Origin of the sequence: Collinsella sp. TF09-1AT (genome assembly GCF_003436895.1) — a bacterium.
Lineage (GTDB): Bacteria > Actinomycetota > Coriobacteriia > Coriobacteriales > Coriobacteriaceae > Collinsella.
This window is the reverse complement of the sequence record NZ_QSRC01000002.1, coordinates 25,596-48,670: the sequence shown is the minus strand read 5'-3', so window position 1 is coordinate 48,670 and position 23,075 is coordinate 25,596. Positions and strand designations below refer to the sequence as shown.

At 61.0% G+C, this 23,075-nt stretch carries 19 protein-coding genes; 7 read left to right on the top strand and 12 right to left on the bottom strand.

Annotated features, from left to right (window positions below; genetic code table 11):
- Positions 1 to 26: 26 nt before the first annotated feature.
- The 9 genes from DXC90_RS01905 to DXC90_RS01865 form a co-directional block, all read right to left on the bottom strand.
- Entirely contained in the window at positions 27 to 2,465 is a 2,439-nt protein-coding gene (locus DXC90_RS01905) for a DEAD/DEAH box helicase (protein ID WP_117734523.1), read from the bottom strand.
- A gap of 116 nt (positions 2,466 to 2,581) precedes the next feature.
- A complete protein-coding gene (locus tag DXC90_RS01900) occupies positions 2,582 to 3,886 on the bottom strand; it encodes an ATP-binding protein (RefSeq protein ID WP_117734522.1) in 1,305 nt (434 codons plus the stop codon).
- On the bottom strand, positions 3,879 to 5,639 hold the full coding sequence (locus tag DXC90_RS01895) for a TerB N-terminal domain-containing protein (RefSeq protein ID WP_233502106.1): 1,761 nt from the start codon (positions 5,637 to 5,639) through the stop codon (positions 3,879 to 3,881). The genes DXC90_RS01900 and DXC90_RS01895 overlap by 8 nt, the downstream gene beginning before the upstream one ends.
- Positions 5,640 to 5,726: 87 nt before the next feature.
- Positions 5,727 to 6,443, bottom strand: coding sequence for a DUF554 domain-containing protein (locus tag DXC90_RS01890; RefSeq protein WP_199406591.1), 717 nt, complete (start codon positions 6,441 to 6,443; stop codon positions 5,727 to 5,729).
- 118 nt (positions 6,444 to 6,561) lie between these two features.
- A complete protein-coding gene (locus tag DXC90_RS01885) occupies positions 6,562 to 7,992 on the bottom strand; it encodes a hypothetical protein (RefSeq protein WP_117734521.1) in 1,431 nt (476 codons plus the stop codon).
- A gap of 18 nt (positions 7,993 to 8,010) precedes the next feature.
- Complete coding sequence (locus DXC90_RS01880) at positions 8,011 to 8,292, bottom strand: hypothetical protein (RefSeq protein ID WP_117734520.1); 282 nt, start codon at positions 8,290 to 8,292, stop codon at positions 8,011 to 8,013.
- Positions 8,276 to 8,875, bottom strand: a complete 600-nt coding sequence (locus DXC90_RS01875; RefSeq protein ID WP_117734519.1) for a hypothetical protein — start codon at positions 8,873 to 8,875, stop codon at positions 8,276 to 8,278. Before DXC90_RS01875 ends, DXC90_RS01880 begins: the two co-directional genes overlap by 17 nt.
- 89 nt (positions 8,876 to 8,964) lie before the next feature.
- A complete protein-coding gene (locus DXC90_RS01870) occupies positions 8,965 to 9,474 on the bottom strand; it encodes a hypothetical protein (protein ID WP_117734518.1) in 510 nt (169 codons plus the stop codon).
- Positions 9,471 to 9,767, bottom strand: a complete 297-nt coding sequence (locus DXC90_RS01865; protein WP_089573322.1) for a hypothetical protein — start codon at positions 9,765 to 9,767, stop codon at positions 9,471 to 9,473. Before DXC90_RS01865 ends, DXC90_RS01870 begins: the two co-directional genes overlap by 4 nt.
- 345 nt (positions 9,768 to 10,112) lie before the next feature.
- On the opposite strand from DXC90_RS01865, the gene DXC90_RS01860 reads away from it, so the two are divergent.
- The 3 genes from DXC90_RS01860 to DXC90_RS01850 are packed head-to-tail and all read left to right on the top strand — an operon-like array spanning position 10,113 to position 13,738.
- Positions 10,113 to 11,714 (top strand): FAD-binding oxidoreductase, encoded by a 1,602-nt coding sequence (locus DXC90_RS01860; protein WP_233502105.1) that lies wholly within the window; start codon positions 10,113 to 10,115, stop codon positions 11,712 to 11,714.
- Positions 11,715 to 11,716: 2 nt separating this feature from the next.
- Positions 11,717 to 12,532 (top strand): electron transfer flavoprotein subunit beta/FixA family protein, encoded by an 816-nt coding sequence (locus DXC90_RS01855; protein WP_117734728.1) that lies wholly within the window; start codon positions 11,717 to 11,719, stop codon positions 12,530 to 12,532.
- Positions 12,533 to 13,738 carry an electron transfer flavoprotein subunit alpha gene (locus tag DXC90_RS01850; protein ID WP_117734517.1) on the top strand — a complete coding sequence of 402 codons (1,206 nt, stop codon included), beginning with the start codon at positions 12,533 to 12,535 and terminating at the stop codon, positions 13,736 to 13,738.
- Here the strand turns inward: DXC90_RS01850 and DXC90_RS01845 are convergent.
- Positions 13,735 to 14,547 (bottom strand): HD domain-containing protein, encoded by an 813-nt coding sequence (locus DXC90_RS01845; RefSeq protein WP_117734516.1) that lies wholly within the window; start codon positions 14,545 to 14,547, stop codon positions 13,735 to 13,737. The genes DXC90_RS01850 and DXC90_RS01845 overlap by 4 nt on opposite strands.
- 137 nt (positions 14,548 to 14,684) lie before the next feature.
- Here DXC90_RS01845 and DXC90_RS01840 point away from each other — a divergent pair, with 137 nt between their 5' ends.
- The 4 genes from DXC90_RS01840 (at position 14,685) to DXC90_RS01825 (ending at position 18,106) form a co-directional block, all read left to right on the top strand.
- The gene (locus DXC90_RS01840; RefSeq protein WP_158550197.1) at positions 14,685 to 15,377 is read left to right on the top strand and encodes an AzlC family ABC transporter permease; all 693 of its coding nucleotides are present in this window, start codon (positions 14,685 to 14,687) and stop codon (positions 15,375 to 15,377) included.
- Positions 15,367 to 15,690 (top strand): AzlD domain-containing protein, encoded by a 324-nt coding sequence (locus DXC90_RS01835; protein WP_117734514.1) that lies wholly within the window; start codon positions 15,367 to 15,369, stop codon positions 15,688 to 15,690. Before DXC90_RS01840 ends, DXC90_RS01835 begins: the two co-directional genes overlap by 11 nt.
- A gap of 142 nt (positions 15,691 to 15,832) precedes the next feature.
- The gene (locus tag DXC90_RS01830) at positions 15,833 to 16,855 is read left to right on the top strand and encodes a 2-keto-3-deoxygluconate permease (protein WP_117734513.1); all 1,023 of its coding nucleotides are present in this window, start codon (positions 15,833 to 15,835) and stop codon (positions 16,853 to 16,855) included.
- A 339-nt stretch (positions 16,856 to 17,194) separates the two neighbouring features.
- Positions 17,195 to 18,106 (top strand): GGDEF domain-containing protein, encoded by a 912-nt coding sequence (locus tag DXC90_RS01825; RefSeq protein WP_117734512.1) that lies wholly within the window; start codon positions 17,195 to 17,197, stop codon positions 18,104 to 18,106.
- 136 nt (positions 18,107 to 18,242) lie between these two features.
- On the opposite strand, the gene DXC90_RS01820 is transcribed toward DXC90_RS01825, so the two are convergent.
- Positions 18,243 to 19,178, bottom strand: coding sequence for a DMT family transporter (locus DXC90_RS01820; protein ID WP_117734511.1), 936 nt, complete (start codon positions 19,176 to 19,178; stop codon positions 18,243 to 18,245).
- Positions 19,179 to 19,278: 100 nt separating this feature from the next.
- Positions 19,279 to 23,025, bottom strand: a complete 3,747-nt coding sequence (locus DXC90_RS01815; RefSeq protein WP_117734510.1) for a phosphoribosylformylglycinamidine synthase — start codon at positions 23,023 to 23,025, stop codon at positions 19,279 to 19,281.
- Between the last annotated feature and the right edge of the window lie 50 nt (positions 23,026 to 23,075).

The following is a 23,075-nucleotide window of genomic DNA, read 5'->3' as shown; positions in this document are numbered from 1 at the left end:
GATAGCTAAAAGAGCCCCGTCCCAAATTAGCTGGTCCAGCTGCGGATGCGCTGCTTCATGCCCTCGATATCGAGTACGCCTTCGGCAAAGCCCTTGCGCACGAGTTCCTCAGGAACAAATTCGTCGTAACGATCAAAGTAAGGCACCTCGCCGGGATAGACGAGCTCAATGGGATCGAAGTCCTTCTCGGCCTCGGCGGCGAGCACCTCAAAGAACGTCTCCTCGTCGGCCTTCATCTTAAACTGCATATAGTACGGTCGCGACGGGTCGAGTCCGCGAAGGCCCAGCTCAGCGGCACATTTAATCTTGAGCATGCGCTCGAGCGCCAGAAAGGCATAGCTGCCCAGCCAGGGGAAGAACGCCCAGGTGTCGCCGCCCAGGTTGATGAGCGGCTTGGTTCCTGCGCCCGAAATCTCGGCCGTATGACGAGCCTGCGCCAAGCGGGCTCTCGCGTTACCCATGAGGTACGGATATGCCGCGTGCTCGTTAAGCGCTTTGCGCATACGCTCGAGTACGTGTGTATTAATGTCGCCGGGGCAGTCGCCAAAGTAGGCCGGCACGCGACCTTTGACCTGTGTGGCAAAGACGGTATGACGCTTCCAGTCCACTTCCTCGACAATCCAGCAGTGTCCGGCGATGGCGATGCGCTCACCGGGCGGTGGCGGATTGACGATCGTGCCCAATTCGGCCGACTCGCTGCGAACGGTGAACTCCTCGTTTTCCTGAAATACGGCGTAGAACTTAAAGTTGTTAATGATGCGCTCGCCTGCGAGACCCACGATGAGCCCGCCGCCCTCGGTGATCTGAATATGGTCGATGGTAATGAGGTGACGGAGCAAGACGCGATAGTCATCGGCCGAGATGCGGTGAAAATAGCTGAGCGTGAGCACACGCTGGGCAAGTTCTGCCGGCGTGAGCTCACCGGTGCTGGCAAGTGTCGACATGGTCTGGTGATAGAGCAGGCTATAGGGGAGTCGATCGAGCTCGGGTGGCTCGACCCACTTTTTCTCACGATAGAGTTGTACGAGCGCGATGCCCTGCAGGAGCTTCCACGGAATGGTTTCGGGCATCATCGTGCGCGGCTCGGGCTCTTCCTCGCGCATGACAAACCACATCTCGGGTGGAAGATCGCGGCGTCCTGTGCGGCCCATGCGCTGCAAAAAGGAGCTGACGGTAAACGGTGCATCGATCTGGAACGCGCGCTCCAGACGACCGATATCGATGCCGAGCTCCAGTGTGGAGGTGGTGACGGTTGTCTGTGCCTGCTCCTCGTCACGCATCAGCTCCTCGGCGGTCTCGCGCAGCGATGCCGAAAGATTGCCGTGGTGGATGAGAAAGCGGTCGGGCTCGTGTCGGCTCTCGCAGTAGCTGCGCAGCATGGAGCATACGGCCTCTGCCTCCTCGCGCGAGTTGGCAAAGACCAGGCACTTGCGGCCGCGCGTATGTTCAAAGATGTAGCCCATGCCGGGGTCGGCGTTTTCGGGCGCGGTGTCGGTGGGGTTGAGAAGCGCCTGCTCGGTCGCCCGCGGGATATCGACTTCGCCCTCGGGGGCCGAGGAAGTGCGACGATCCCTGGAGGTAACCTTGCCCCGTGCCTGTTCGCGACGCTGACGGCGCTCCTCCTGCGTGAGCTGTCCGCTGTGACGTCTGTCTTGGGTGCCGGCGGGCAGTGCCGTGGACGCTGCCGCCTCGATGCGCTCGCACGCAAGCACCTCGGCCTCTTGGGGACCAGCACTCTCGAATCCTCGCTGCTGCGCCTGGGGGCCCGAGTTGTAGAAGTGCTCCATGGAGATGCGCCACACGCGACGCGGTTCCTCAAAACGGGGGATAACGCAGCTGCGTCCCGTTCCCTGCGAGAGAAAGGCGCCCGTGCGCTCGGGGTCGCCGATGGTAGCCGAAAGGCCAATGCGTCGGGGCTGCACACCTGCCATGCGCGAGAGGCGCTCGATAAGGCAGAGCGTCTGCCCGCCGCGGTCGCCACGCATAAGCGAGTGAACCTCGTCGATGACCACATAGCGCAGGTCGCAAAACATGCGCGGGATCGCCATGTGCTTATGGATCAGGAGCGCCTCGAGCGATTCGGGCGTAATCTGCAAGATGCCGCTCGGCTTTTTAATGAGCTTTGCCTTGTGCGACTGCGAGACGTCGCCATGCCAGTGCCAGACGGGGATATCGGCCTCTTCGCAGAGGTCGTTGAGGCGGACGAACTGATCATTGATGAGTGCTTTGAGGGGACCAATGTAGAGGGCGCCTACGCTTGTGGGCGGGTTTTCCCAAAACTCGGTCAGGATGGGAAAGAAGGCCGCCTCGGTTTTGCCGGACGCTGTGGATGCCGTCAGGAGCACGTTGTCTTGCGTGTTAAAGATGGCGTCTGCTGCTGCAACCTGGATAGAGCGTAAGCTCTCCCAATCGTGGGAGTAGATGAAGTCCTGGATAAACGGGGCGTAGCGGTCAAAGGCGTTCACGGGGCCTCCTTTCAACAACGGGTTATCAAACGCAACGGGCAATGGGTCGTCGAATTGCAATATCGGCATTTGCCGAGATAAAACCTACCAAAATAAACCTGTCCCTTTTTGGCAGGTTAGATGGTGAACTCGGCGAAGTTGCGGTCGCCGCCTGCGGTGCCGGTGTTGTCTGTTGCGGCTGTCGGCGCCAGCGCGTCGCCACCGACGCTTTGCAGCAACTCGGCTACGCTAGCGTCGGGGTTCTGACACAGGATATCGAGCAACTCGATAAAGTCACGAATGACTTCACGCGGCGTCAGGTGCGTATCGGCTCCCACGCGACCGAACTCAATCTTGAGGAAGTCCACCAGGTCGTTCTCGGTAAGCGTGGGCGTCCAGCCAAAGTAGCCGGCATGGATCTGCATGAGTTTTTCGATGAGCACCAGCAGCTCCTCATAGGTGAGTGGCTGCAGGCGGATGATGGGCGCGAGCATGTCCTTAAGGTCCTCGCGTGCAAAGCGGCCCTGGGCGAGTCGGCTGCGTAGGGCCTCGTAGGAAAACACACCGCGGCGGCGGTCCTCGATGGAGGTCGGCGTGCCGCCCATGATCATGCCCAGGTATTGCGCCTTGCCCTGAAGTGTGTCGTTGTACATGGTCAGGATTTTCTCGTAGTTGTACTGGCGCGTGATGGCGTTGGGAATCTTATACAGATTCACGAGCTCGTCAATGAGCACCAGCATGCCTTTGTAGCCGCTGCAAACCAAAAAACGCGCGATGAGTTTGACGTAGTCGTACCAGTCGTCATCGCTGATGATGGTTGAGGAGCCCAGCTCGGCGCGAGCCTCGCTCTTGGTGCGGTATTCGCCGCGGATCCATTTGGTCACGCGGCTCATGGCCTCTTCGTCTCCCTCGGATACGGCCGCGCGATAGCGGCGAAGCATGCGGGTGAAGTCGAAGCCGTGGACCATCTCCTCGAGCGGGGCTAGTTGGGCATTGACGACCGACTCGTCGACGTCGGCACACGAGGCGACCCAACGATCCAGGATAAGGTTGAGGGCACCGCCCTCGGGGCGCGTTTTAGTCGATATATTGCGGATGAGCTCGCGGTAGGTGGCAAGGCCCTGTCCCTGACCGCCCTGGAGACGGCGCTCAGGGGATAGATCGGCATCGGCGACGACGAACCCCTCGCCCATGGCGTGCGTGCGGATGGTTTGGAGTAAAAAGCTCTTGCCGGCGCCGTAGCGACCGACCAGAAAGCGGAAGCTCGCGCCACCGTCGGCGATGAGGCTCAGATCGGTGAGCAGGGCGCGGATCTCGACCTCGCGTCCTACGGTGATGTAGGGAAGGCCGATGCGCGGGACCACGCCGCCCTTGAGCGAGTTGAGAATGACGGCGGCGACGCGCTTGGGCACGCGGGGTGCTGCGGATGCGGTATCACTCATGGTCTAGGTATCCTCTCACGTCTGCTTCGTAGTCCTCAATAATCTGCGGTCCTGCAGCTCCAAACTCAATTACGGTGTCGCCCACCAGGTCAAAGAGCGCCTCGTTGATGTGATCGACGAGCATGTCCTCGCTCTGCCCCGACCTCTCAACCGCCGACGCCGCCTGCGCCGCGTTCTGCTCGAGCAGTGCGCGCAGATAGACGGCTGCGGCTGGTGCGAGTTCGTTCGCAGCGTCAGCGGAGGCAGTTGCTGCGGACGTGGGCGTTGGCGCGAGAAGCGGCGCCACGGCACCAAACTGGTCGGTGGATATGGTCGGCTCGTCGGCATCATCCTGCCCCATGGGCACCGTGACCGCCTCGGCAATCACGTCGGACGCGGGCTTGGCTTCCAGCTGCTCGGAGCCCGCCACGTCAACCTGTGCGAGCGCATCGTCCTCGCGCTCCTCGTCGATCAAAAGCGCCTCGCGCGTTTGCGCGGCGGCGCTCCGAATGTGCCCCAGCTGACTCAGATCGATATCGATCTTGACGGGCTGGTGTGCGGCGTCCCATGAAAGCCATGCCACAATCTCGTCATCGATAATCTTGGCCAGATATTTGGGGACCTTTTCTTCCTTAAGGGGATGGGCGGGGTCCAGCGCCAGGCGCAGGCGTTGGTCGCAGGCGCGCATCATTTCACCGAGCTTGCTGCTCTTTTGCCTACTACCGTGGATACGCATGCATTCCCAAAAGCCGTTTTGGCAACGGTAGATATGGATAGGATCTAGGCGATATTCGCAGTCCTCGTGGCGCTCGGGCGCAAAGAATACGGCAGAGGCAAACATGGTGTAGGGCATGGCCGTCTCCTCCCCAAATAAACTCGCCACGATGCCGGTCTTTCGGTGCGTGTCATAGTAGCGCGCCATGCGGACATACACGGCGCACGCCACGTGGCGCAGATCGCGGTGGTGGCTGCGGTCGAGCCGCGAGTTACTTAGGTTATACGTGGAGAGGGCATTGATAGCGGCCATGAGTCGCTCCTCGCGCACCTCATCGGGCGGAAGGGGGAGCGTGGGCTCGGAGGTTTTGCGACGCTTGGGGGGCTGGCCGGACGGTGCCGGTGCTGGTACAAGGTCTCGTGCCGCGCGCCGCAGCTCGATAAGGGCGTTATCGAACATGACGGTTTTAGAGTCACGAAGCAGCTTGGGGTCGAGCCTGTGGAACACGGCGTAGTCCTGCAGCCACACGCGCGCAAACCTGTCGATGCCGGGCTCGAAGGCGCGATAGACATCCCAAAAAGCCTCGATCTTGTTAAAACCATCGAGCGGGTCATCTACGCCAATGCCGCAAATCAACTCATAGAGATACAGAAAGGCAAACGAGGTCGATGTCTCCTCAATATTCCCGCGGCGCACTTGGGCGCGCCAGGTAAAGTAGCCGCGCAGCTGCCGGTCGCTCATGGCGTTGTAGGTGGGAAAGTACGACTTAAAGGTGCCGTTGTAGGGACAGTCGTCCTCAAAGTCGGCCATCAGCAGGCCTTGGCGGTAGAAAAGCTCGGCCTCCGAAAGCCAACGGCCCGCGCCGCCCTTTGGGTCTTCTTGCCAACGCGATATCTCACGCATCTTGCGGTATTGGTCGGGGAGGAAGTTCTGCATCTGTCGGCCGGTCTTGAGAATCGGCTCGTCTGCGTAGATTTCGTTTGAGAAGCGGGCGGACTGATGGGTCCGGGCCTCGGCCATAATGCGCTCGATGAGCATCTTGATGTCCTGGTCGGCCACCGCTCCTCCTCTCGAACGCAGCTACGGTGACCTCATATCATAGCACAGCATCAAACAGATGTTCGAGATACCGCTGCGTAGATAGATTTAGAACAGGAGGGCGTAGATGACGGCGATGATGACGGAGGGAAGCATATTGGCAGTGCGGAAGGTCTGAGGGCGGATGAGGTTGACGCCGACGCAGAAGATGAGCATGGAGCCTACGAGCGAAAGGCTGTCGAGGGCTGCCGTGGTCATGATGGGGGAGAGTGCACCGGCAAACAGCGTGATCGTCCCCTGGAACAAGGCGACGGGCAGGGCGGAAAAGATGCAGCCGCGGCCAAGTGAGGCCGTCATGGTGCAGACGATGATGCAGTCCAGTGCGCCCTTGAGGGCAAGCGTTGACCAGTCGCCGAGCAGGCCGTCCTGGATCGATCCCACAATGGCCATGGCGCCGATACACACGGTGAGTGAAGTCGAGACAAAAGCGTTGGTGAACTCGTTATCGCCCTCGCTGCCGGTTTTGCGCTTGAGCCATTCGCCAAGGTTCTCAATGGCGGCCTCCAAGTTGACGGCCTCGCCGATGAGCGAGCCGAGGGCGAACGAGACAATGAGCATGGTGGTACCAGTGGTCGCCAGCGCCTTCCCATCGATAAGGAGCATCTTTTGCATGGTGCCGCCAAGGCCGATAAACAGGACGCACAGCCCCGACGCTTTCATGAGCGTGTCTTGGATACGCGGTGTGATAAAGCGACCGCCCGCTAATCCCAAAAGACCGCCCGCAACTAAAAGGACAACGTTGATGATTGTTCCCAAGCCCGGCATGAGCCCTCCTGTATTGATGCCAACGTGGCAATCGTAGCAGAATGGAATGCGAGGCACATCGCGACTCATCTAATACGTTATATAAGTGGTATTAGGAATGATGCGCAGTATTTAAGCCTCAGGTGGTTGTCGGGACATAGGGATAGTAGTCAAAGCGCAGTGTCATAAGCCGCTGTGGGGATTCAATAGCCGCGGCGATGATATTGGCATCGCGGGCACGATCAAACCCTTCGAGTTCGATCTGATACGAGACGTCTTGCATAATGTCCAGACGTCGCCAGGCTAGGAGTGTGTCGCCATCGAATTCCAAGGTCTTGCCTCCGTCTGGGGCAACGGCGTATAGGCGCAGTTTAGCGGTGGTTGCAGGGTCGACAACCGTGACCTTTTTAATTTCGTTTCGAGTATTCTTGGCGCCCAACAAGGTGAGCAGTGTTGGGGCCACGACCTCGCCCGATGGCAAAAAGACGACTTCGATGGATTCAGGAAATGCGATGATGGCCGACTTGCGGACGGGCTGATTGGCGGCGGCAACTTCGATGTTCGCAGCGTCGATGACCTCCGTGTGGTCGAGCGCGGCAAGCACGCAGCAGTTACCTTCATCGATCTCTTGAGGATCAGCAAGCCCCAGACTGTCCGCGAGCTCGGGATCGTTTTGATCGGTAGCGGGCTCATTCGGTGCTTCGAAAGAAGCTGGGACGCTGTTTGTCGGCGACGGCGTGTCGCCCGCACCCGCTTCCTTGTCCGCGCTCTCTTCTTGTATGGTTGCGTTGATGGGTTCGTCGTTTGAGGAGAGCGTCTTGGCGTCAAGCGCGGAGGGGAGAATTCCGATGGCTCCGGATCCGTTCCACTCCATTTCGAGAAGCGCCGGGTCGGCAAGAATGCGTTGCCTGCTTTGCGCGTGGGCATCGATTTCAATAGGGCCTGCTTCTATCCCTCGTGTAAGGCTGAGTGATCCGGCTGGCTTCTCGAAATGAGCATCTGTGTCTTTGGTGCTGACGGCGTAGAACAGCAGGGACGCTTCTCCCGCCGCGATGGCATCGGTGCCGGCTTTGGTCAGCCGCAACGATGCCGTGAATGAGAGGGTGGGCTGCGTGTCGTCTGCATTCGCGGCGGCGCAGCCCAGACATATACCGCCTCCTTTCTCGAAAAACGCACCGTCGAAGGCGACCTTCGCTCCGTTCGCCGAGTCATCGACCGAAGCGATGTCGATGCGCAGCTCTAAATTGCATGGATCGCCATCTGCATCGAGCACAACCGAGCGCCACGTGCAGACGGCGCACCCCGCCTGGGAGCCGTTTGCCTTGTTCGAACGATTGATATCCACGACTATCGAGCCGTCCGTATTACGGCGAAGGCATCCCGAGGTTGAGATTGCAGCCTGTGCGAACGAAAAACGCTTGCACGCAATGGCGCTCGACGGGTTTGGTGCGGGGCTTAGGGCTGCCGGTAAGAAGTCCGCCATGACGGGAGTCGCCCAGGCGGCGACAGGCGTTCCGGTTGCGAGCGCGCCGCAGAGTGCGACGACGGGCAAAAGGTTCTTCGATGCCATGGGGTCTCCTTAGCTAATTTAGTGCGGCCTGTCCGTGTTTTGTTTCTGGCTGCGTTTGATGTGCAGACCGAGGCCGGCGGTCCCCGCGCCTGCTGCTGTGGCGCCTGCTGCCAAGAGCCATCGTCTGTCGCCTGTCTGCGCCAACGGTTCCTCGCGGTCGCCACGGTCGAGCTCCGAGAGGTCGACCGTCACTTGCGTGGCGGCCTGTGCCTGTTCTTGCTGGGCAAAGGCCATGGCTGGCTCAAATGCTAGGATGCTGACGGCGGCGGCCAGGGCGACGGCCTTATGCCGTGTGCGCACCGGGCTCGACCGTCCAGGTGATCGTTGCAACCTGATCGCCTTCGCCGGTTACGCGGAAGATGTCGCGCGTGACGCGGGCGACGTTTCCGCTTGTCTTGAGCTTAATTTTGTCCGTGCCACCGGCAATGCCCTGGTAACCCATGTCGAAGGCTGCATTCTTGGAAAGATCGAGGCCCGTCTCCTGCATTGCGGTGCTAGCGTTCTGGAGTGCGCCGTCGGGGCCGACCTTAAAGTCGATGGAGTTCTGCGCGGTTCCGGCCTTGGCGTCGGCGGCAATGGTCCAGGTGTTCATGGCGTCGATCTTCATGTTGGTGACATGGATGCCGTAGGCCGAATGATTGTCGATGGTGGTCGCGTCTTCTGAGGGGCCCTGAAGCGTGCCGTCGGGCTTGGCGACGAAGGGAATAACCGTCGGAACTTTGAACTCAACGTTGTCGATCTCGGTCCTGACCATTACCTTCGTGGTTCCAACGCGCCCGGCTGCCATAGCTGGCGTCGGGGCGGCGCCCATTGCGAGCGCGAGCGCGAGCCCTGCGCCCACGACGAGCGCTCTGGCTCCGTTCATGTTCCTGGTGATGTCCATGGTCGTTCCTTTCTATTCGCCGCGGGCCGTCCCCGCGATGATTGGACAAATGCCGGTGAATTGCGTGCGGTGCCGCGTCGGCCGGAAAGCTAGTTCTCGGCTTGCTCAACCCGTACCTTGACACGTGTCGGATTGCCGTGGCTGTCGAGGGTCTTTGCATCGAGTGCCTGGATCTCGATGTATGCTTCGCCTTCTTTGATGTTGCCGGCGGGGCACGTCTCGATTGTCTTGCCGGTCTCGACCACACCGGATTCGTACATGGTCTCGTCGTTTTGGATGACGCGGAATCGCTGGGGAAATTTATTGTCTTGGACGTTTTGCACGTTGATGCGCAGCTTGCCGTTCTCCTGCAGCTGAGCGACCGGCGCGACCGAGATCGTCATCATGTTGTCGCGGACGATGGCATCGAGCTCATCTTGGATTTCTTGGCGCGATTTACCCTCTGCCGTCGTGACTGAGGCACCCGCTTCGGGCACGGGTTGCGACTGCCAGGCGTATAGCCCTACGGCGATGAGGGCGCAGACGATAGCCAGGCAGACAACGACGAGTTTCTTGCGACGTCCCAGTCCTGCGAGGCGGGGCGGCTTCTTCGCACTCATGCGGCATCCTTGGTGGTGTAGACACGTGCGAACGTGGACGGGTCCGCTCCAAAGAGCATGTGAAGCATCAGGCGGCGCGAGTAGATGAGCTCGTCGAAGTCGTGAGGGAGCTCGATGTCGTGGATACGCGCGATGTGGTGGGCGAGCGCCGAGAACGACTCGGGGTCGCAGATAACATCGGTGGTGACATGGTAGACCGCCGTATCGGGGAACGCCTCTTCGTCGAAAGGCAGGAGATAGGGATCGTCGTCGACCTCGATGGCGACGCCGTACTGGGGCCAGTAATATGCCATGGGAACCTCCCTGCTCTTGGGCCAAAACTTCTATCGGTTTTGGCTGTCGACGCCGACCCTATCAGTCGCAACTTGACCAATTTCTGACCAAATGCTTGACGGATTGGTTTCTCCGCAGGTAAAAGGCAGCAAAAATTACTTCAACTTTTTTCGAGCGACAATCGAGCAATCGGCGACGGCGTGGCCATATGTGTTAAAAGCATCGTCTGTCGAGGAAGACTTGCCGTTCGCCGAATTGCACGAACGTAAAAAACGCCAATTATGGAGACGGTCTCGAACACGTCGACGAAACGATGCGGTAACATCTCCCTGCAAACACTGTAGTTAGCTAAAGGGGGAGTTCGCGTGTCTGCAACCATCAAACCCTTCACCGACGAGTTCGAAGAGTATGGCCGCGATGAGTCTCGCACATCGGGCGAGGCCTCAAGCATCTCGTTTCCGACAACGGAGAACGAGGTCCGCGCCATTTTGAAAAAGCTCCATGCCGAGCGTGTCCCGGTGACGGTTCAGGGCGCCCGGACCGGTCTTGCCGCCGGCGCTGTGCCTCATGGCGGTCACATTCTCAATACTTCCCGCATGAATCGCTACTTGGGCCTTCGCCGCGATGAACAAGGCCGCTTTCTGCTGCGCGTGGAGCCGGGCGTTGTGCTTTCGGAACTGCGCAAGCAGCTGGGCAAGAAGGTACTGCCGGCCGCTGGCTGGGACCAGGCATCGCTTAAGGCCTACGATGAGTTTCAAGAGGCCCGCGAGCAGTTCTTTCCCACCGATCCCACCGAGGCATCTGCCTGTCTGGGCGGCATGGCGGCATGCAACGCCTCCGGCGCCCGCAGCTACGCTTACGGCCCCATGCGCCCGCATATCACGGGACTCCACGTCGCGCTGGCTGATGGCGATTTGCTTGAGCTTCAGCGCGGCGAGGCTTTTGCCCAGGGCCGCCACCTGTCGCTCGTGACGGCAGAGGGCCACACACTCGAGCTCGATCTTCCTGGCTACACCATGCCCAAGACCAAAAATGCCTCGGGTTATTTTGTTGCGGACGATATGGACGCCATCGACCTCTTTATCGGCGCTTGCGGCACGCTCGGCGTTATCACCGAGCTCGAGATTGCCCTGCAAGCGGCACCTGCGGTCGTTTGGGGTGTGAGCTGCTTTTTCGATAGCGAAGACAAGGCCGTGTCCTTTACCGATTCCGTGCGCCCTGTCCTGTCCCATGCGGCTGCCATCGAGTACTTCGATGCTGGCGCCCTGGATATTCTGCGTCGCCAGCGCGAGCAGTCGACGGCGTTTGCCTCGCTGCCGGTGCTCGACAAAGAGGCCAAGGTCTGTGTCTACGTGGAGCTCGACTGCGATGACGAGGCCCAGGCGACCGAGGAGCTGTACCACCTGGGATGGGTGCTGGAGCTTGCGGGCGGCCGCGACGATGCGACATGGGTCGCGCGCACCGAGGTTGATCGCGAGTGCCAGCGGTTCTTCCGCCATGCGGTCCCCGAGAGCGTCAACATGCTTATCGACGAGCGCCGCCGCATGGATCCTACCATCACCAAGCTGGGCTCGGACATGTCGGTGCCCAATGCACACTTGGCCGATGTCATCGCCCTTTATCGTCGCACGTTGGCCGAAAGTGGGCTTGAATCTGCCGCCTGGGGTCACATCGGTAACAACCATCTGCATGTGAACATCCTGCCGCGCGATGCGCAAGACTACCGTCGCGGTGGAGAACTCTTTGCCCAGTGGGCTTCCGAGGTCACGGCCATGGGCGGTGCCGTTTCTGCCGAGCACGGCGTCGGCAAGATCAAGGCGGGCTTCTTGGAGACGATGTACGGCCACGAGGCCATGGTCGAGTCGGCGCGTCTCAAACTCCAGCTCGATCCTGCCGGCCAGCTGGGTCGCGGCAACCTGTTTGCGGAGAAGTTCTTGGATGGACTCGTCCAGAAGGGGGGCGCGTGAAGATGAGTGATTTCCATATGGTGGTGTGCGTCAAGGCGGTGCCCGGAAGCACCGAGGTCAGGATGGACCCCAAAACCAATACTATCGTGCGTGATGGCAAGCAGGCGGTCATTAACCCGTTCGATGCAAGCGCTCTGGAATGCGCGCTGGCGCTGAAGGACGACTTTATCGGCTTTGGCATGGACGTGCGTGTGACGGTGGTGTCGATGGGCATCCCCGCGACCGAATCGCTGCTGCGCGACTGCATCGCCCGCGGTGCCGACGACGCGCTGCTGCTGACCGACCGAGCCTTTGCGGGTGCCGATACCCTAGCCACCACCTATGCCCTCAAATGCGGTATCGAGGCACTCAATGAGGACTTTGACCTGCTCATCTGCGGCAAGATGGCAGTGGACGGCGATACGGCCCAGATTGGCCCCGAGCTGGCCGGCGCCTTTGAGATCCCCTGCGTGACCGACGTGAGCTGTGTGCAGAGTGCGGGATTTACGACGTGTGGCTCGCTGGCGCTCGTCCACGGCTGCGATGCCGGCGAGGAGACGGTGTACCTGGAGATGCCGTGTGCGATGACGACCGCCAAGGAGATTGGCCAGCTGCGCATGCCGAGTATTGCCGGTATTCGCGCGGCCGAGGATGCAGACGTGCGCGTGGCTAGCGCTGCCGACGTAAACGCCGATCCCTCGCGTTGCGGACTTGCCGGATCACCGACGCAGGTCGTGCGCTCGTTTGTGCCCGACCGTGACCAAACGTGCGAGGCCGTTGAGGGAACGGCGTCCGAGCAGGCGGTAAAACTTGCCAAGATTATCGAGGAGATGGCATAGATGGGCGGACTGATAATCGATAGCGAGGCCTGCGTTGGCTGTGGCCGCTGCGTTCGCGCCTGCGCCTCGGGTGGCATTGTGGTGGAGGGCGAGCGCCCCAATCGCTGTGCCCACGTAACCGACGGCTGCATCCTGTGCGGCGGGTGCGTCGACGCCTGCCCCGTCAACGCTATCTCGATTGAGCGCGACGAGGCCGCCGGCGCGGTGGACCTTGACGCATATCGAGACATTTGGGTCTTCGTACAGACTGACGAGCATGACACCGTGGCTCCTGTGGCCTACGAGCTCATGGGCAAGGGGCGCGAGCTTGCCGATGCCCGCGGCTGCCGTCTGGTCGCACTGGTCGGTATGGGCCCCGAGGGTTCTCTCGGTGACCTGGAGCATCTGGTTTACGCCGGTGCAGACGAGGTCCTAGTCTGTCGCGACGAGCGCCTGTGTCAGAACGACGCGGAGGTCTACGCCCGGCTGATCTGTGATTTGGTAGCCGAGCGCAAGCCCGAGGCAATTCTGTACGGCGCGACCGCGTTTGGCCGCGAGCTGGCGCCTGGCGTTGCCGTGCGCCTGCAGACGGGCCTCACGGCCGACTGCACCGTGCTTTCGATGGATGCGGAGACGGGCTTGCTGCAGCAGACGCGCCCGGCGTTTGGTGGCAACTTGATGGCCACCATCATTTGCCCCAGCCACCGTCCGCAGATGGCAACGGTGCGCCCCGGTATCTTTAAGGCTCCCGACTTCGACTACGGCCGTTCCGGCACGATCACCCAGATATCGCTTGCGGATGATGCTAAGGCCCGTGTCGAGATCTCGATTCCCGCCGAGGAGTGGGGACAGCAGGCCTCAATTGCCGATGCCGAGCGTCTGGTCGTGGTGGGCCGCGGCATTGGCTCCAAGAAAAACCTACCGCTGATGCGAAAGCTTGCCGAGGCTCTGGGAGCCGAGCTTGGCTGCACGCGCCCCGTGGTGGAGGCCGGCTGGCTGGAGTATCGCCATCAAATTGGCCAGACGGGTGTATCGGTCTCGCCCAAGCTCCTCGTGAGCATCGGTGTCTCGGGTGCTATCCAGCATCTCGCCGGCATCGGTGGGGCGGAGTGCATTATCGCCATCAATGAGGACCCGGATGCCCCCATCTTTGGCGCCGCCCAGTACAAGGTTGTTGGAAACGCCGTCGAGGTCGTTGAGGAGTTGCTGGCTCAGCTCGAGTGCTAAGCGCTTGCCAGCCAGCGGCGCAGCTCGTCCTTAAGGCGGCTCCAGGTTGCCTGCGTGGTGGGGTCGATAAAGGGCCGCGTAATGCCAAAGGGCGCGTCGAGCAGGCGATAGATATCGCCTTGCTCGCGCGCCAGCGCACGGCTTGTCGGATAGACGAGCTCAAACATAAAGCAGATGAGTCCCACCAGGTAGTCTGCGGGCTCGTTGCGTTCATCGCGTGCGACGCAGCGGTGCTCGTCAAAGGCGGCCAGCGTCGGTGCCGAGAAGCGACTGGCTACAAACGCGTCCTCATCCACTTTGAGGATAGTGTCGACAGTGCTGTCGGCGATGGTGCGCATAATGTCGATCTTGTCGCCATCGCGCACGATATCGCAGAAGCTCCGCGTGCGCTCGTCGAGCTGCGCGGGTAGACGGAAATCACTGTGATAAGCAATGCTCGCTCGGATGAGCTCATCTTCTGCCGGGTCATCGATAAAGTCGCGGATGCTCGTTACGGCGGGTGCATCGGCGGGATTCTCGCCAAAGAGGACCTCGATGCCCAGCGCTGCATGGCTCATGCTCTCGGCGTCCTTAAAGGTGTCCCAGCGCCGCAGCTGTTCAAAACGACCCATATCGTGCAGCAGTCCGCACAGCCACGCCAGGTCAATGTCCTGCGGTGACCAACCCTGTTTACGTGCCACGGCATCGCATGCCTCGGCAACATGGTACGTATGCTCGATTTTGAGTGCGATACGTGGATTGGCGGCATCGTAGGCATCGGTATAGGTCTTAAAGGCCGCAGCTGCCCGCACACGATCGATAGCTGTCATAATGACTTCCTAAAAAGTTGTGTCTTTCTGTATCTTTCGATCCGGTGGCAATTGTAGGTGATGTCGGTTGCTGCCGGGCGATGATTCTGCCGTGTCGTTGAATGCGGCTCGGACAGCTTGTCGGGACGAGGAACGTTATGGTGCTCAAGATCTTAAAAACCGTCTGGCCGGTGATGCTTACCTATGTTGCGATAGGTGCGCCGTGCGGAATGATTATGGCGCAGGCGGGGATGGAACCATGGATGGTTTTTGCCCTGAGCAGCACGTTTGTGACGGGCTGCGGACAGTTTATGGTCTGCAACCTGTGGCTGGCGGGCGTGCCTGCGGCATCGATCGTCGCTAGCGTCGCCGCAATCTCCTCGCGCTTTGCACTTTACTCGGCATCGATCGCACCGCATCTGGCGGGCGCCTCGAAGCGTCAGACGCTGGCCGTTGCCGCGACGCTCACCGAGGAGGCATATGGCATCTCGCTTGCCAAGTTGATTGAGGGGCAGGATTGGGGTCCGCGCGAGTCCTTTGCGCTCAACGTGATCCTCATCGCAACATGGGGCGTTTCGTGCACAACGGGCGCCGTTGTCGGTGCCGTTGTCGATGTCCCCACCGCTCTTGCAGGTTTTGTCTGCACATCGCTCTTTATCTGCCTGCTCTTTTCGCAGCGACTGTCGCGTGGCAATGCCGTAGCTGCCGTTTTGGCTGCGGCATCCGTCGCCGTATGCAAGTTCTTGGGGTGGACGAATGTCGCCGTGCCGGTAAGCGTACTCGTCGGCGTTGCCGCGGCGCTCGTGTGCGATGCCCTCGCCGAAGGAAGGGGTGCTCGCGATGCCCGTTAACGAGTTTTTGGTCCTGTGGCTTTCGTCGTGGGCGGCCATCGCGTTTTTCCGCATTGCCCCGGCGTTTGCTTTGCGTGGGAGAACGCTTTCACCCCGCGTTACCGAGGCCTTGGGCTATATTCCGCCCGCTGCCTTTGCGGCGCTAGTCGCTAACGACCTGATAAGCCCCGGCGCTTTCGATGCCGGCTTGTGGCAGGGCTTGATTCCCTGGATCGCATCTGCCGGCGTCGTGGCGGTGGCAATCAAGACAAAGTCGATGCTGTGGTGCTGCGTCTCGGGCATCGTGCTCTATATCGTTTTGAGCCTCGTATAAGAGCAGGGCGCGTTTACCGTCTCGACTTTGCGAATCGAATTTCTCACCGAGCCTGTCTGCTTCTTCTGGTACCATGGTCAAACTTTACTGTAGCAAAGTATGACGTGGGCTTTTGTGTCCCGTCAACGGAAATGGGGGTTTCATGGCACAGGAAGCGACCGCCAACGAGCAAAAGAAATTCAAAGTACCGCGAATCCCGGGCGACATCATGATCTACCCGATGATCGTCGGTCTTTTGCTCAATACCTTCTGCCCGCAGGTCTTCGAGATCGGTGGCTTCTTTACCGCCGCCTGTCGCGGCGGTTCCAATACCATCGTCGCCGCGATCCTGCTCTTCGTGGGTGCCGGCATCAGCTTTAAGTCCACGCCGGGCGCTATCAAGACCGGCGTCGTCGTACTGATCCCTAAGCTTGTGGTGGCAGCCGCGCTGGGCCTGGGCGTTGCGTATTTCTTTAACGACAACTTTTTGGGCCTGAGCTCGGTCTCCATTATCGGCGGCATCACCTTCTGCAACATGGCGCTCTATACGGGCATCATGGGCGAGTTTGGCGATGAGTCCGAGCAGGGCGCCGTGGGCATCCTGTTCTTTACGGCCGGCCCCGCCGTCACCATGATCATCCTGGGCGTTTCTGGTCTTGCTAACATCCCGCTGGGCACCATCGTCGGCTCCATCCTGCCGCTTGTCATCGGTATGGTTTTGGGCAACCTCTTCCCGTTTATCAAGAACCTGCTGGTTCCCGGCACCAATCCCGCGATTGCCGTCATCGGATTTCAGCTTGGTGCATCCATGAGCCTGTCGAGCTTTGTCACTGGTGGCATTTCCGGCATCTTGCTGGGCCTTGTTACGTTGTTTGTCGTCGGTCCCATCACCTTTGCGTTCGAGCGCCTGTGCGGTGGTAACGGCAAGACCGCCGTGGCTTGCTCCACCATCGCCGGCACGGCTATGACCACGCCGGTTGCTCTTGCCGAGGTGGCGCCGCGCTATGCAGAGCTTGCGCCCGCCGCGTACGCCCAGATCGCCACCGCTGTTATCATCACGGCGATCATGGCTCCGATTCTTACTGGCTGGGTCGATAAGAAGTTCTGCCAGGGCAAGGAGGACCTGTCGCCCGCCGGTGTCGAGGCCATCGAGGAAGCCGTCGCGACCGACATCTATGGCGAGTAGCAATCATCATTCATCAATGATGCCGGCGCGCAATTCGCGCCGCTCGAGCGTCCGAACGGAAGCTGTCTTGCAGTAATGTTCGGACGCTCTGCTACTATTCCCCTTACCCCTGCGGGTAGGGGTGTTTGTTGCCCAGACCCGAATCGGGCGATTCTGACCACTTGGATATTGAAGGGATGGCGTCTAGTGGTTAAGGCACTCAAGATTGAGATATTCCTGCTCTGCATGATTGTTCTTATCGGGCTTGCCGCGCGAAGCCGTCGCTCTTTATTCTCGAGTACCCAGCAGCTATTGTTTAGCATGCTCGGCTATACCTCTGCCGCGTAAATATTATTCGATATGATCTGGACGCTCTCGGATGGTGTGGACGGCACGCTGGGCATTGCCGCCAACTGGATTTCCAACGCGGTTTCGTTTTCACTCTTTGCCATCGCGTGCCTCATTTGGTTTATCTATTCCGAGACAGTGCAGGGCTCTCGCCTTTTGACCGCGCGCTATAAGGTGGCGCTCGTAACGTTGCCTACGGTGCTGGTGGTCGTGCTGGCGTTTACGAGCTGCTGGACGCACGCCCTGTTCTATATCGATGCGCAGGGCGTGTATCATCGCTGCTTTGCCTATATGATCCAGCCCATCGTCAGCTACTGCTACGTTATTCATACGTCCCTGCACGCGTTTGTGCAATCGCGCAGGGTCGAGAGTCTACAAAAGAAGGCCATCTATCGAACCTTGGCATTTTTCGCCATTCCGGCCCTGGTGGGCGGCACCTTTCAGGTCGTGTTTTCGGTGCCCGGGCTTTGTGTCGGCATAATGATTAGCATGCTGCTGCTCTACATCGTCTGCCAGGAGCAGCTGATCTCGACCGATCCGTTGACTGGCCTCAACAATCGAAACCGTTTTGAGACCTATATGCTGTCGCTCTTCTCGAATGCGGATCATACGGGCGATGTGTATCTGCTCATGATGGACGCTGATGGCTTTAAGCAGATTAATGATCGCTACGGACATGTGGAGGGTGACCGCGCTCTTCAGCTCATCTCCACCGCGCCCAAAGATGTCTGCTCGGCGTCTGGTGGCTTTATCGCACGTTATGGCGGCGATGAGTTCGTAGTGCTCCAAAAGGCGATAGCAGAGCAGGACATCATGCGCCTGTGCGAGGCAATCAACAACGAGCTCGCGCGTACCGAGGTGCCGTATCTGTTGCGGATGTCTATCGGCTACGCACGGATGGGTGATGGTGTCGATACCTGGTAAGATTTGCTTCGCGCTGCCGATGCGGAGCTCTACCGCGTAAAGCACGAGAAGAAAAAAGCCGGCGTCCAGATACGCTAGAAAAAAGCGACCACGCGAATGTCCGCTGCAGGTGCGGCATATGCAAGGGCCTGGCTTGTTAGGCCTGTTTAGGTTTGTTGACAATGATGATGCCGCCGCAGACCAGGAACAGGGCCACAATGACGGTAACGGGGCTTGTGCCAGCACCCTCGCCGAGCAGCAGCGCGCTTAGCGCTACGCCAAAGACCGGGTTCATAAAGCCAAAGACCGAAACGCGGCTGACGGGGTTGACGGCGAGCAGGCGAGACCACAGCGAGTATGCGACGGCGGAAATGAGTGCCATATATATGATGAGCGCGATGGCGGGGACGATTTTGGTGGGGGATAGCGCGCCGCCCATCAAAAGCCCGATGGCGGTAAGGACCAGACCGCCGACTAAAAACTGCCAGCCGGCGAGTAAAACGCCGTCATGCTCGCGCGAGAAAATGCCAATGAGGCAGGTCGACAGGGCGCCCGCAACGGTGGAAGCCAGGATAAAGCCCTCGCCGTCGAGCGCAAAGCCAAAGGTGCCATCCGCGCCCGAAAGGTTGACGAGCGCTACACCGGCAAAGCCCAACACGCAGCCAAGCACCTTGGCTGTATCGAGCTTCTCGGTGTGAAACGCCAGAGCGGCAAAGAGGATTGCGAGGAAGTTGGCGCTGGCCTCAATGATGGAGCTCGACATGGCGCTGGCGCGCGAGAGTCCCAGGTAGAAAAAGAAGTACTGCCCGATCGTCTGGAAAAGCGACAAGACAAAGATGGGCTTGATGTCGCGAGCCTGCGGGATGAGTGGGCGGCGCTTCGCCGCGCTCATCCCAACGATGACCAGGGCGCCGGCAAGCGTGAAGCGCAAGCCTGCAAAGAGCAGCTGCGAGGCACTATCGTGCGCGGGAATGCCAAAGAGCTCGTAACCGATCTTGATGCAGGGGAAAGCCGATCCCCAGAGCGCACAGCAGATAAGGCAGCCCAGAATGAGTCCGGGCAGGGTGGCGAGATGCGGCTTGCGGCTTTCCATGATGTCCTTCCTGTATGCGCGAAGCAAAAAAGAACCCGCCACCGGAGGTGCCGGCGGCGGGTGTTGTTACCCGAAGGGATTGTACCCGATGGGAACGTCTTTAGGCGAAGTAGGCTATGCCGCTCTCAAAGATCGGCATGAACTTATCGCCGGGGACATGCTCGGGAACGTTGCGGTACAGGTTGTCGCCGCGACGCTCGGCATGGCCCATCTTGCCCAGGACGCGGCCGTCGGGGCTCGTGATGCCCTCGATAGCGAGTGCGGAGCCGTTGGGGTTGACGGAAAGATCCATGCTGGGCTTGCCGTCCTCGCCCACGTATTGCGTGGCGACCTGGCCGTTGGCGATTAGCTGGGCGAGCACCTCGTCATTGGCGACAAAGCGGCCCTCGCCGTGGCTGATGGCGACGGTGTAGGGGTCGTCCAGGCTGCATTGCGACAACCATGGGGACAGGTTGGACGAGATGCGGGTGCGCACCAGACGGCTCTGGTGGCGACCGATGGTGTTGAACGTCAGCGTGGGCGCGTCGGGCGTGGCGTCGACGATGTCACCGTAGGGCACCAGGCCGAGCTTGACCAGGGCCTGGAAGCCGTTGCAGATGCCCAGCATCAGGCCGTCGCGGGCCTTGAGCAGGTCGCGAACTGCCTCGGTGACCTCGGGAGCGCGGAAGAACGCCGTGATGAACTTGGCGGAGCCGTCGGGCTCGTCACCGCCCGAGAAGCCGCCGGGGATCATGACGATCTGGCTTTGGCGGATGCGACGGGCAAGCTCGTGGGTGCTTTCGGCAACGGCCTCGGGCGTGAGGTTGTTGATCACGAAGGTGTCGGCCTCGGCACCGGCGGCGCGGAAGGCACGGGCGCTGTCGTACTCGCAGTTGTTGCCGGGGAAGACGGGGATAATCACGCGCGGGCGGGCGATCTTGGCGCCGCCGTACACATGGATGTCCTTGGCGCGATAGTCAATGGTCTCGGCCTCGGGCTGCTCGCTGGTGCTGCGGTAGGCAAAGACGCCCTCGATGCCGCTCTCCCAGGCTTCCTGGAGCTCGGAGAGCTCGATGACCTCGGAGCCGGTGTCGATGACATAGCCCTCGACGGTGGTGCCCAGGGGCTCGACGACAACGCCGTCGGCGACTTCGGGCAGCTCGGCATCCTCTGCGAGCTCGACGATAAAGCTGCCGTAGAGCGGGGTGAAGAGGCTCTCCACGTCCACGTCCTCGGCAAGCTCGATGCCGATCTGGTTGCCGACGCACATCTTAAAGAGGCTCTCGGCGCCGCAGCCGTAGCCGGGCGTGGAGATGGCCAGGGCGTCGCCGGTGGCGGTGAGCGCCTCGACGGCGTCAAACGCGGCGAGCAGCTGCTGGGCATCGGGGCGGTAGTCTTCGCCATAGGTGGCGGGGGCGATGCGGACGACGCGGTGCGTCAGGCCCTTGAACTCGGGCGATGTGGCGCGGGCGGCGCGACCCACGGCCACGGCGAAGCTGATGAGGGTCGGCGGAACGTTGAGCTCGCCGGCCTCGTCCTCAAACGAGCCGCTCATGGAGTCCTTGCCGCCGATGGCGCCGGCACCCAGATCGACCTGGGCCATAAGAGCACCCAGAACGGCTGCCATGGGCTTGCCCCAGCGCTCGGCTTCGGTGCGCAGGCGCTCGAAGTACTCCTGGAAGGAGAGGTAGGCGCGCTTGTGCTCAAAACCGGCGGCGACGAGCTTGGCGATGGACTCGACTACGGACAGGTAGGCACCTGCAAACTGGTCGGCCTCCATCAGGTAGGGGTTGAAGCCCCATGCCATGGCGCTCGCCGTGGTGGTCTCGCCGTCCACGGGGAACTTGGCGACCATGGCAGAGCTCGGGGTGAGCTGCGTCTTGCCGCCAAAGGGCATGAGCACGGTGGCGGCGCCGATGGTGGAGTCGAAGCGCTCGGAAAGGCCCTTGTTGGAGGCGACGTTAAGATCGGTGACGAGCGAGGTCATACGCTCGGCAAGCGTGGTGCCGGCCCAGCTGGGCTGCCACACGCTGCGGGCGCAGACGTGGGCGGCCTGGTGCTTGGGCGCACCGTTGGAGTTGAGGAACTCGCGGGACAGGTCGACGATGGCGACGCCGTTCCAGGCCATGCGCATGCGCGGCTCGGCGGTAACCTCGGCGATAACGGTCGCTTCCAGGTTCTCCTCGGCGGCGTAGCCCATGAACTCCTCGACGTCACCGTCGGCGACGGCGCAAGCCATGCGCTCCTGGGACTCGGAAATGGCGAGCTCGGTGCCGTCCAGGCCGTCGTACTTCTTGGTCACGGTATCGAGGTCGACATACAGGCCGTCGGCAAGCTCGCCCACGGCGACCGAGACGCCGCCGGCGCCAAAGTCGTTGCAGCGCTTGATCAAGCGACAAGCGTCGCCGCGTCGGAACAGGCGCTGCAGCTTGCGCTCGACCGGGGCGTTGCCCTTCTGGACCTCGGCACCCGAAGTCTCGATGGACTCGGTGTTCTGGGTCTTGGAGGAGCCGGTGGCGCCGCCGATGCCGTCACGGCCGGTGCGGCCGCCCAGCAGGATGATCTTGTCGGTGGGGGCGGGGCACTCGCGACGCACGTGGTTTGCCGGGGTAGCGCCCACGACGGCACCGACCTCCATGCGCTTGGCCACGTAGCCGGGGTGATAGAGTTCGTTGACCTGACCGGTGGCAAGGCCGATCTGGTTGCCGTAGCTGGAGTAGCCGGCGGCGGCGGTGGTCACGAGCTTGCGCTGCGGGAGCTTGCCCTCGAGCGTCTCGGAAACCGGGACGGTGGGGTCGCCGGCGCCGGTGACGCGCATGGCCTGGTACACATAGCTGCGGCCCGAGAGCGGGTCACGGATGGCGCCGCCCACGCAGGTGGCGGCACCGCCGAAGGGCTCGATCTCGGTCGGGTGGTTGTGGGTCTCGTTCTTAAAGAGGAACAGCCAGTCCTGGTCCTCACCATCAACATCGACCTTTACCTTGACGGTGCAGGCGTTGATCTCCTCGGACTCGTCGACATCGGTCATGACGCCGGTCTTCTTGAGATACTTGGCGCCGATGGTGCCCATATCCATGAGGCAGACGGGCTTGGCGTCGCGACCGAGCTCGTGGCGCATTTCCATGTAGCGGTCGAAGGCCTGCTGCACCACGGCGTCGTCGATCGTCACGTCATCCAGGACGGTACCGAAGGTGGTGTGGCGGCAGTGGTCGGACCAATAGGTGTCGATCACGCGGATCTCGGTGATGGTGGGGTCGCGATCTTCATCGCGGAAGTACTGCTGGCAGAAGGCGATGTCCGCCTCGTCCATGGCAAGACCGCGCTCGGAGATAAAGGCGGCAAGACCGGCTTCGTCGAGCTCGCGGAAGCCGTCAAGCACCTCGACGGGCGCAGGCTCGGGGGTCTCCATGTGCAGCGTCTCGGGTAGGTCGAGTGAGGCAATGCGGGCCTCGACGGGGTTCACCACGTAGTGCTTAATGGCATCGATGGCGGCCTCGTCCAGGGCGCCCGAGATCATATAGACCTTGGCGGAGCGCACGGCGGGGCGCTCGCCCTGGCTGATGAGCTGCACGCACTCGCTGGCGGAGTCGGCGCGCTGGTCAAACTGGCCAGGCAGGAATTCGACGGCAAAGACGGCGCCATCGCTTGCGGGGAGCTCGTTGTAGGTCACATCGACCTGGGGCTCGCTAAAGACGGTCGGCACGCAGGAGCGGAACAGCTCCTCATCGATGCCCTCGACGTCGTAGCGGTTGATGATCCTCAGAGCCTCGATGCCCTTGATGCCGAGAATCTCGCTCAGCTCGCCCTTGAGCTGCTGAGCCTCGACGTCGAACCCGAGTTTCTTCTCCACGTAAATACGAGAGACCATTGGTTCCTGCCTTCCTGATCGGTTGGGCGTACGGTGCGGTATGCGGCAGC

Excerpts from the sequence above, each read along its gene's own strand:
- DXC90_RS01870 (WP_117734518.1), bottom strand. The coding sequence starts at position 9,474 with ATGAGTGCGAAGAAGCCGCCCCGCCTCGCAGGACTGGGACGTCGCAAG.
- DXC90_RS01890 (WP_199406591.1), bottom strand. The coding sequence starts at position 6,443 with ATGCCGGGCTTGGGAACAATCATCAACGTTGTCCTTTTAGTTGCGGGC.
- DXC90_RS01900 (WP_117734522.1), bottom strand. The coding sequence starts at position 3,886 with ATGAGTGATACCGCATCCGCAGCACCCCGCGTGCCCAAGCGCGTCGCC.
- DXC90_RS01840 (WP_158550197.1), top strand. The coding sequence starts at position 14,685 with ATGGTGCTCAAGATCTTAAAAACCGTCTGGCCGGTGATGCTTACCTAT.
- DXC90_RS01865 (WP_089573322.1), bottom strand. The coding sequence starts at position 9,767 with ATGGCATATTACTGGCCCCAGTACGGCGTCGCCATCGAGGTCGACGAC.
- DXC90_RS01815 (WP_117734510.1), bottom strand. The coding sequence starts at position 23,025 with ATGGTCTCTCGTATTTACGTGGAGAAGAAACTCGGGTTCGACGTCGAG.
- DXC90_RS01850 (WP_117734517.1), top strand. The coding sequence starts at position 12,533 with ATGGGCGGACTGATAATCGATAGCGAGGCCTGCGTTGGCTGTGGCCGC.
- DXC90_RS01825 (WP_117734512.1), top strand. The coding sequence starts at position 17,195 with ATGATCTGGACGCTCTCGGATGGTGTGGACGGCACGCTGGGCATTGCC.
- DXC90_RS01820 (WP_117734511.1), bottom strand. The coding sequence starts at position 19,178 with ATGGAAAGCCGCAAGCCGCATCTCGCCACCCTGCCCGGACTCATTCTG.
- DXC90_RS01835 (WP_117734514.1), top strand. The coding sequence starts at position 15,367 with ATGCCCGTTAACGAGTTTTTGGTCCTGTGGCTTTCGTCGTGGGCGGCC.
- DXC90_RS01855 (WP_117734728.1), top strand. The coding sequence starts at position 11,717 with ATGAGTGATTTCCATATGGTGGTGTGCGTCAAGGCGGTGCCCGGAAGC.
- DXC90_RS01845 (WP_117734516.1), bottom strand. The coding sequence starts at position 14,547 with ATGACAGCTATCGATCGTGTGCGGGCAGCTGCGGCCTTTAAGACCTAT.
- DXC90_RS01830 (WP_117734513.1), top strand. The coding sequence starts at position 15,833 with ATGGCACAGGAAGCGACCGCCAACGAGCAAAAGAAATTCAAAGTACCG.
- DXC90_RS01885 (WP_117734521.1), bottom strand. The coding sequence starts at position 7,992 with ATGGCATCGAAGAACCTTTTGCCCGTCGTCGCACTCTGCGGCGCGCTC.
- DXC90_RS01875 (WP_117734519.1), bottom strand. The coding sequence starts at position 8,875 with ATGGACATCACCAGGAACATGAACGGAGCCAGAGCGCTCGTCGTGGGC.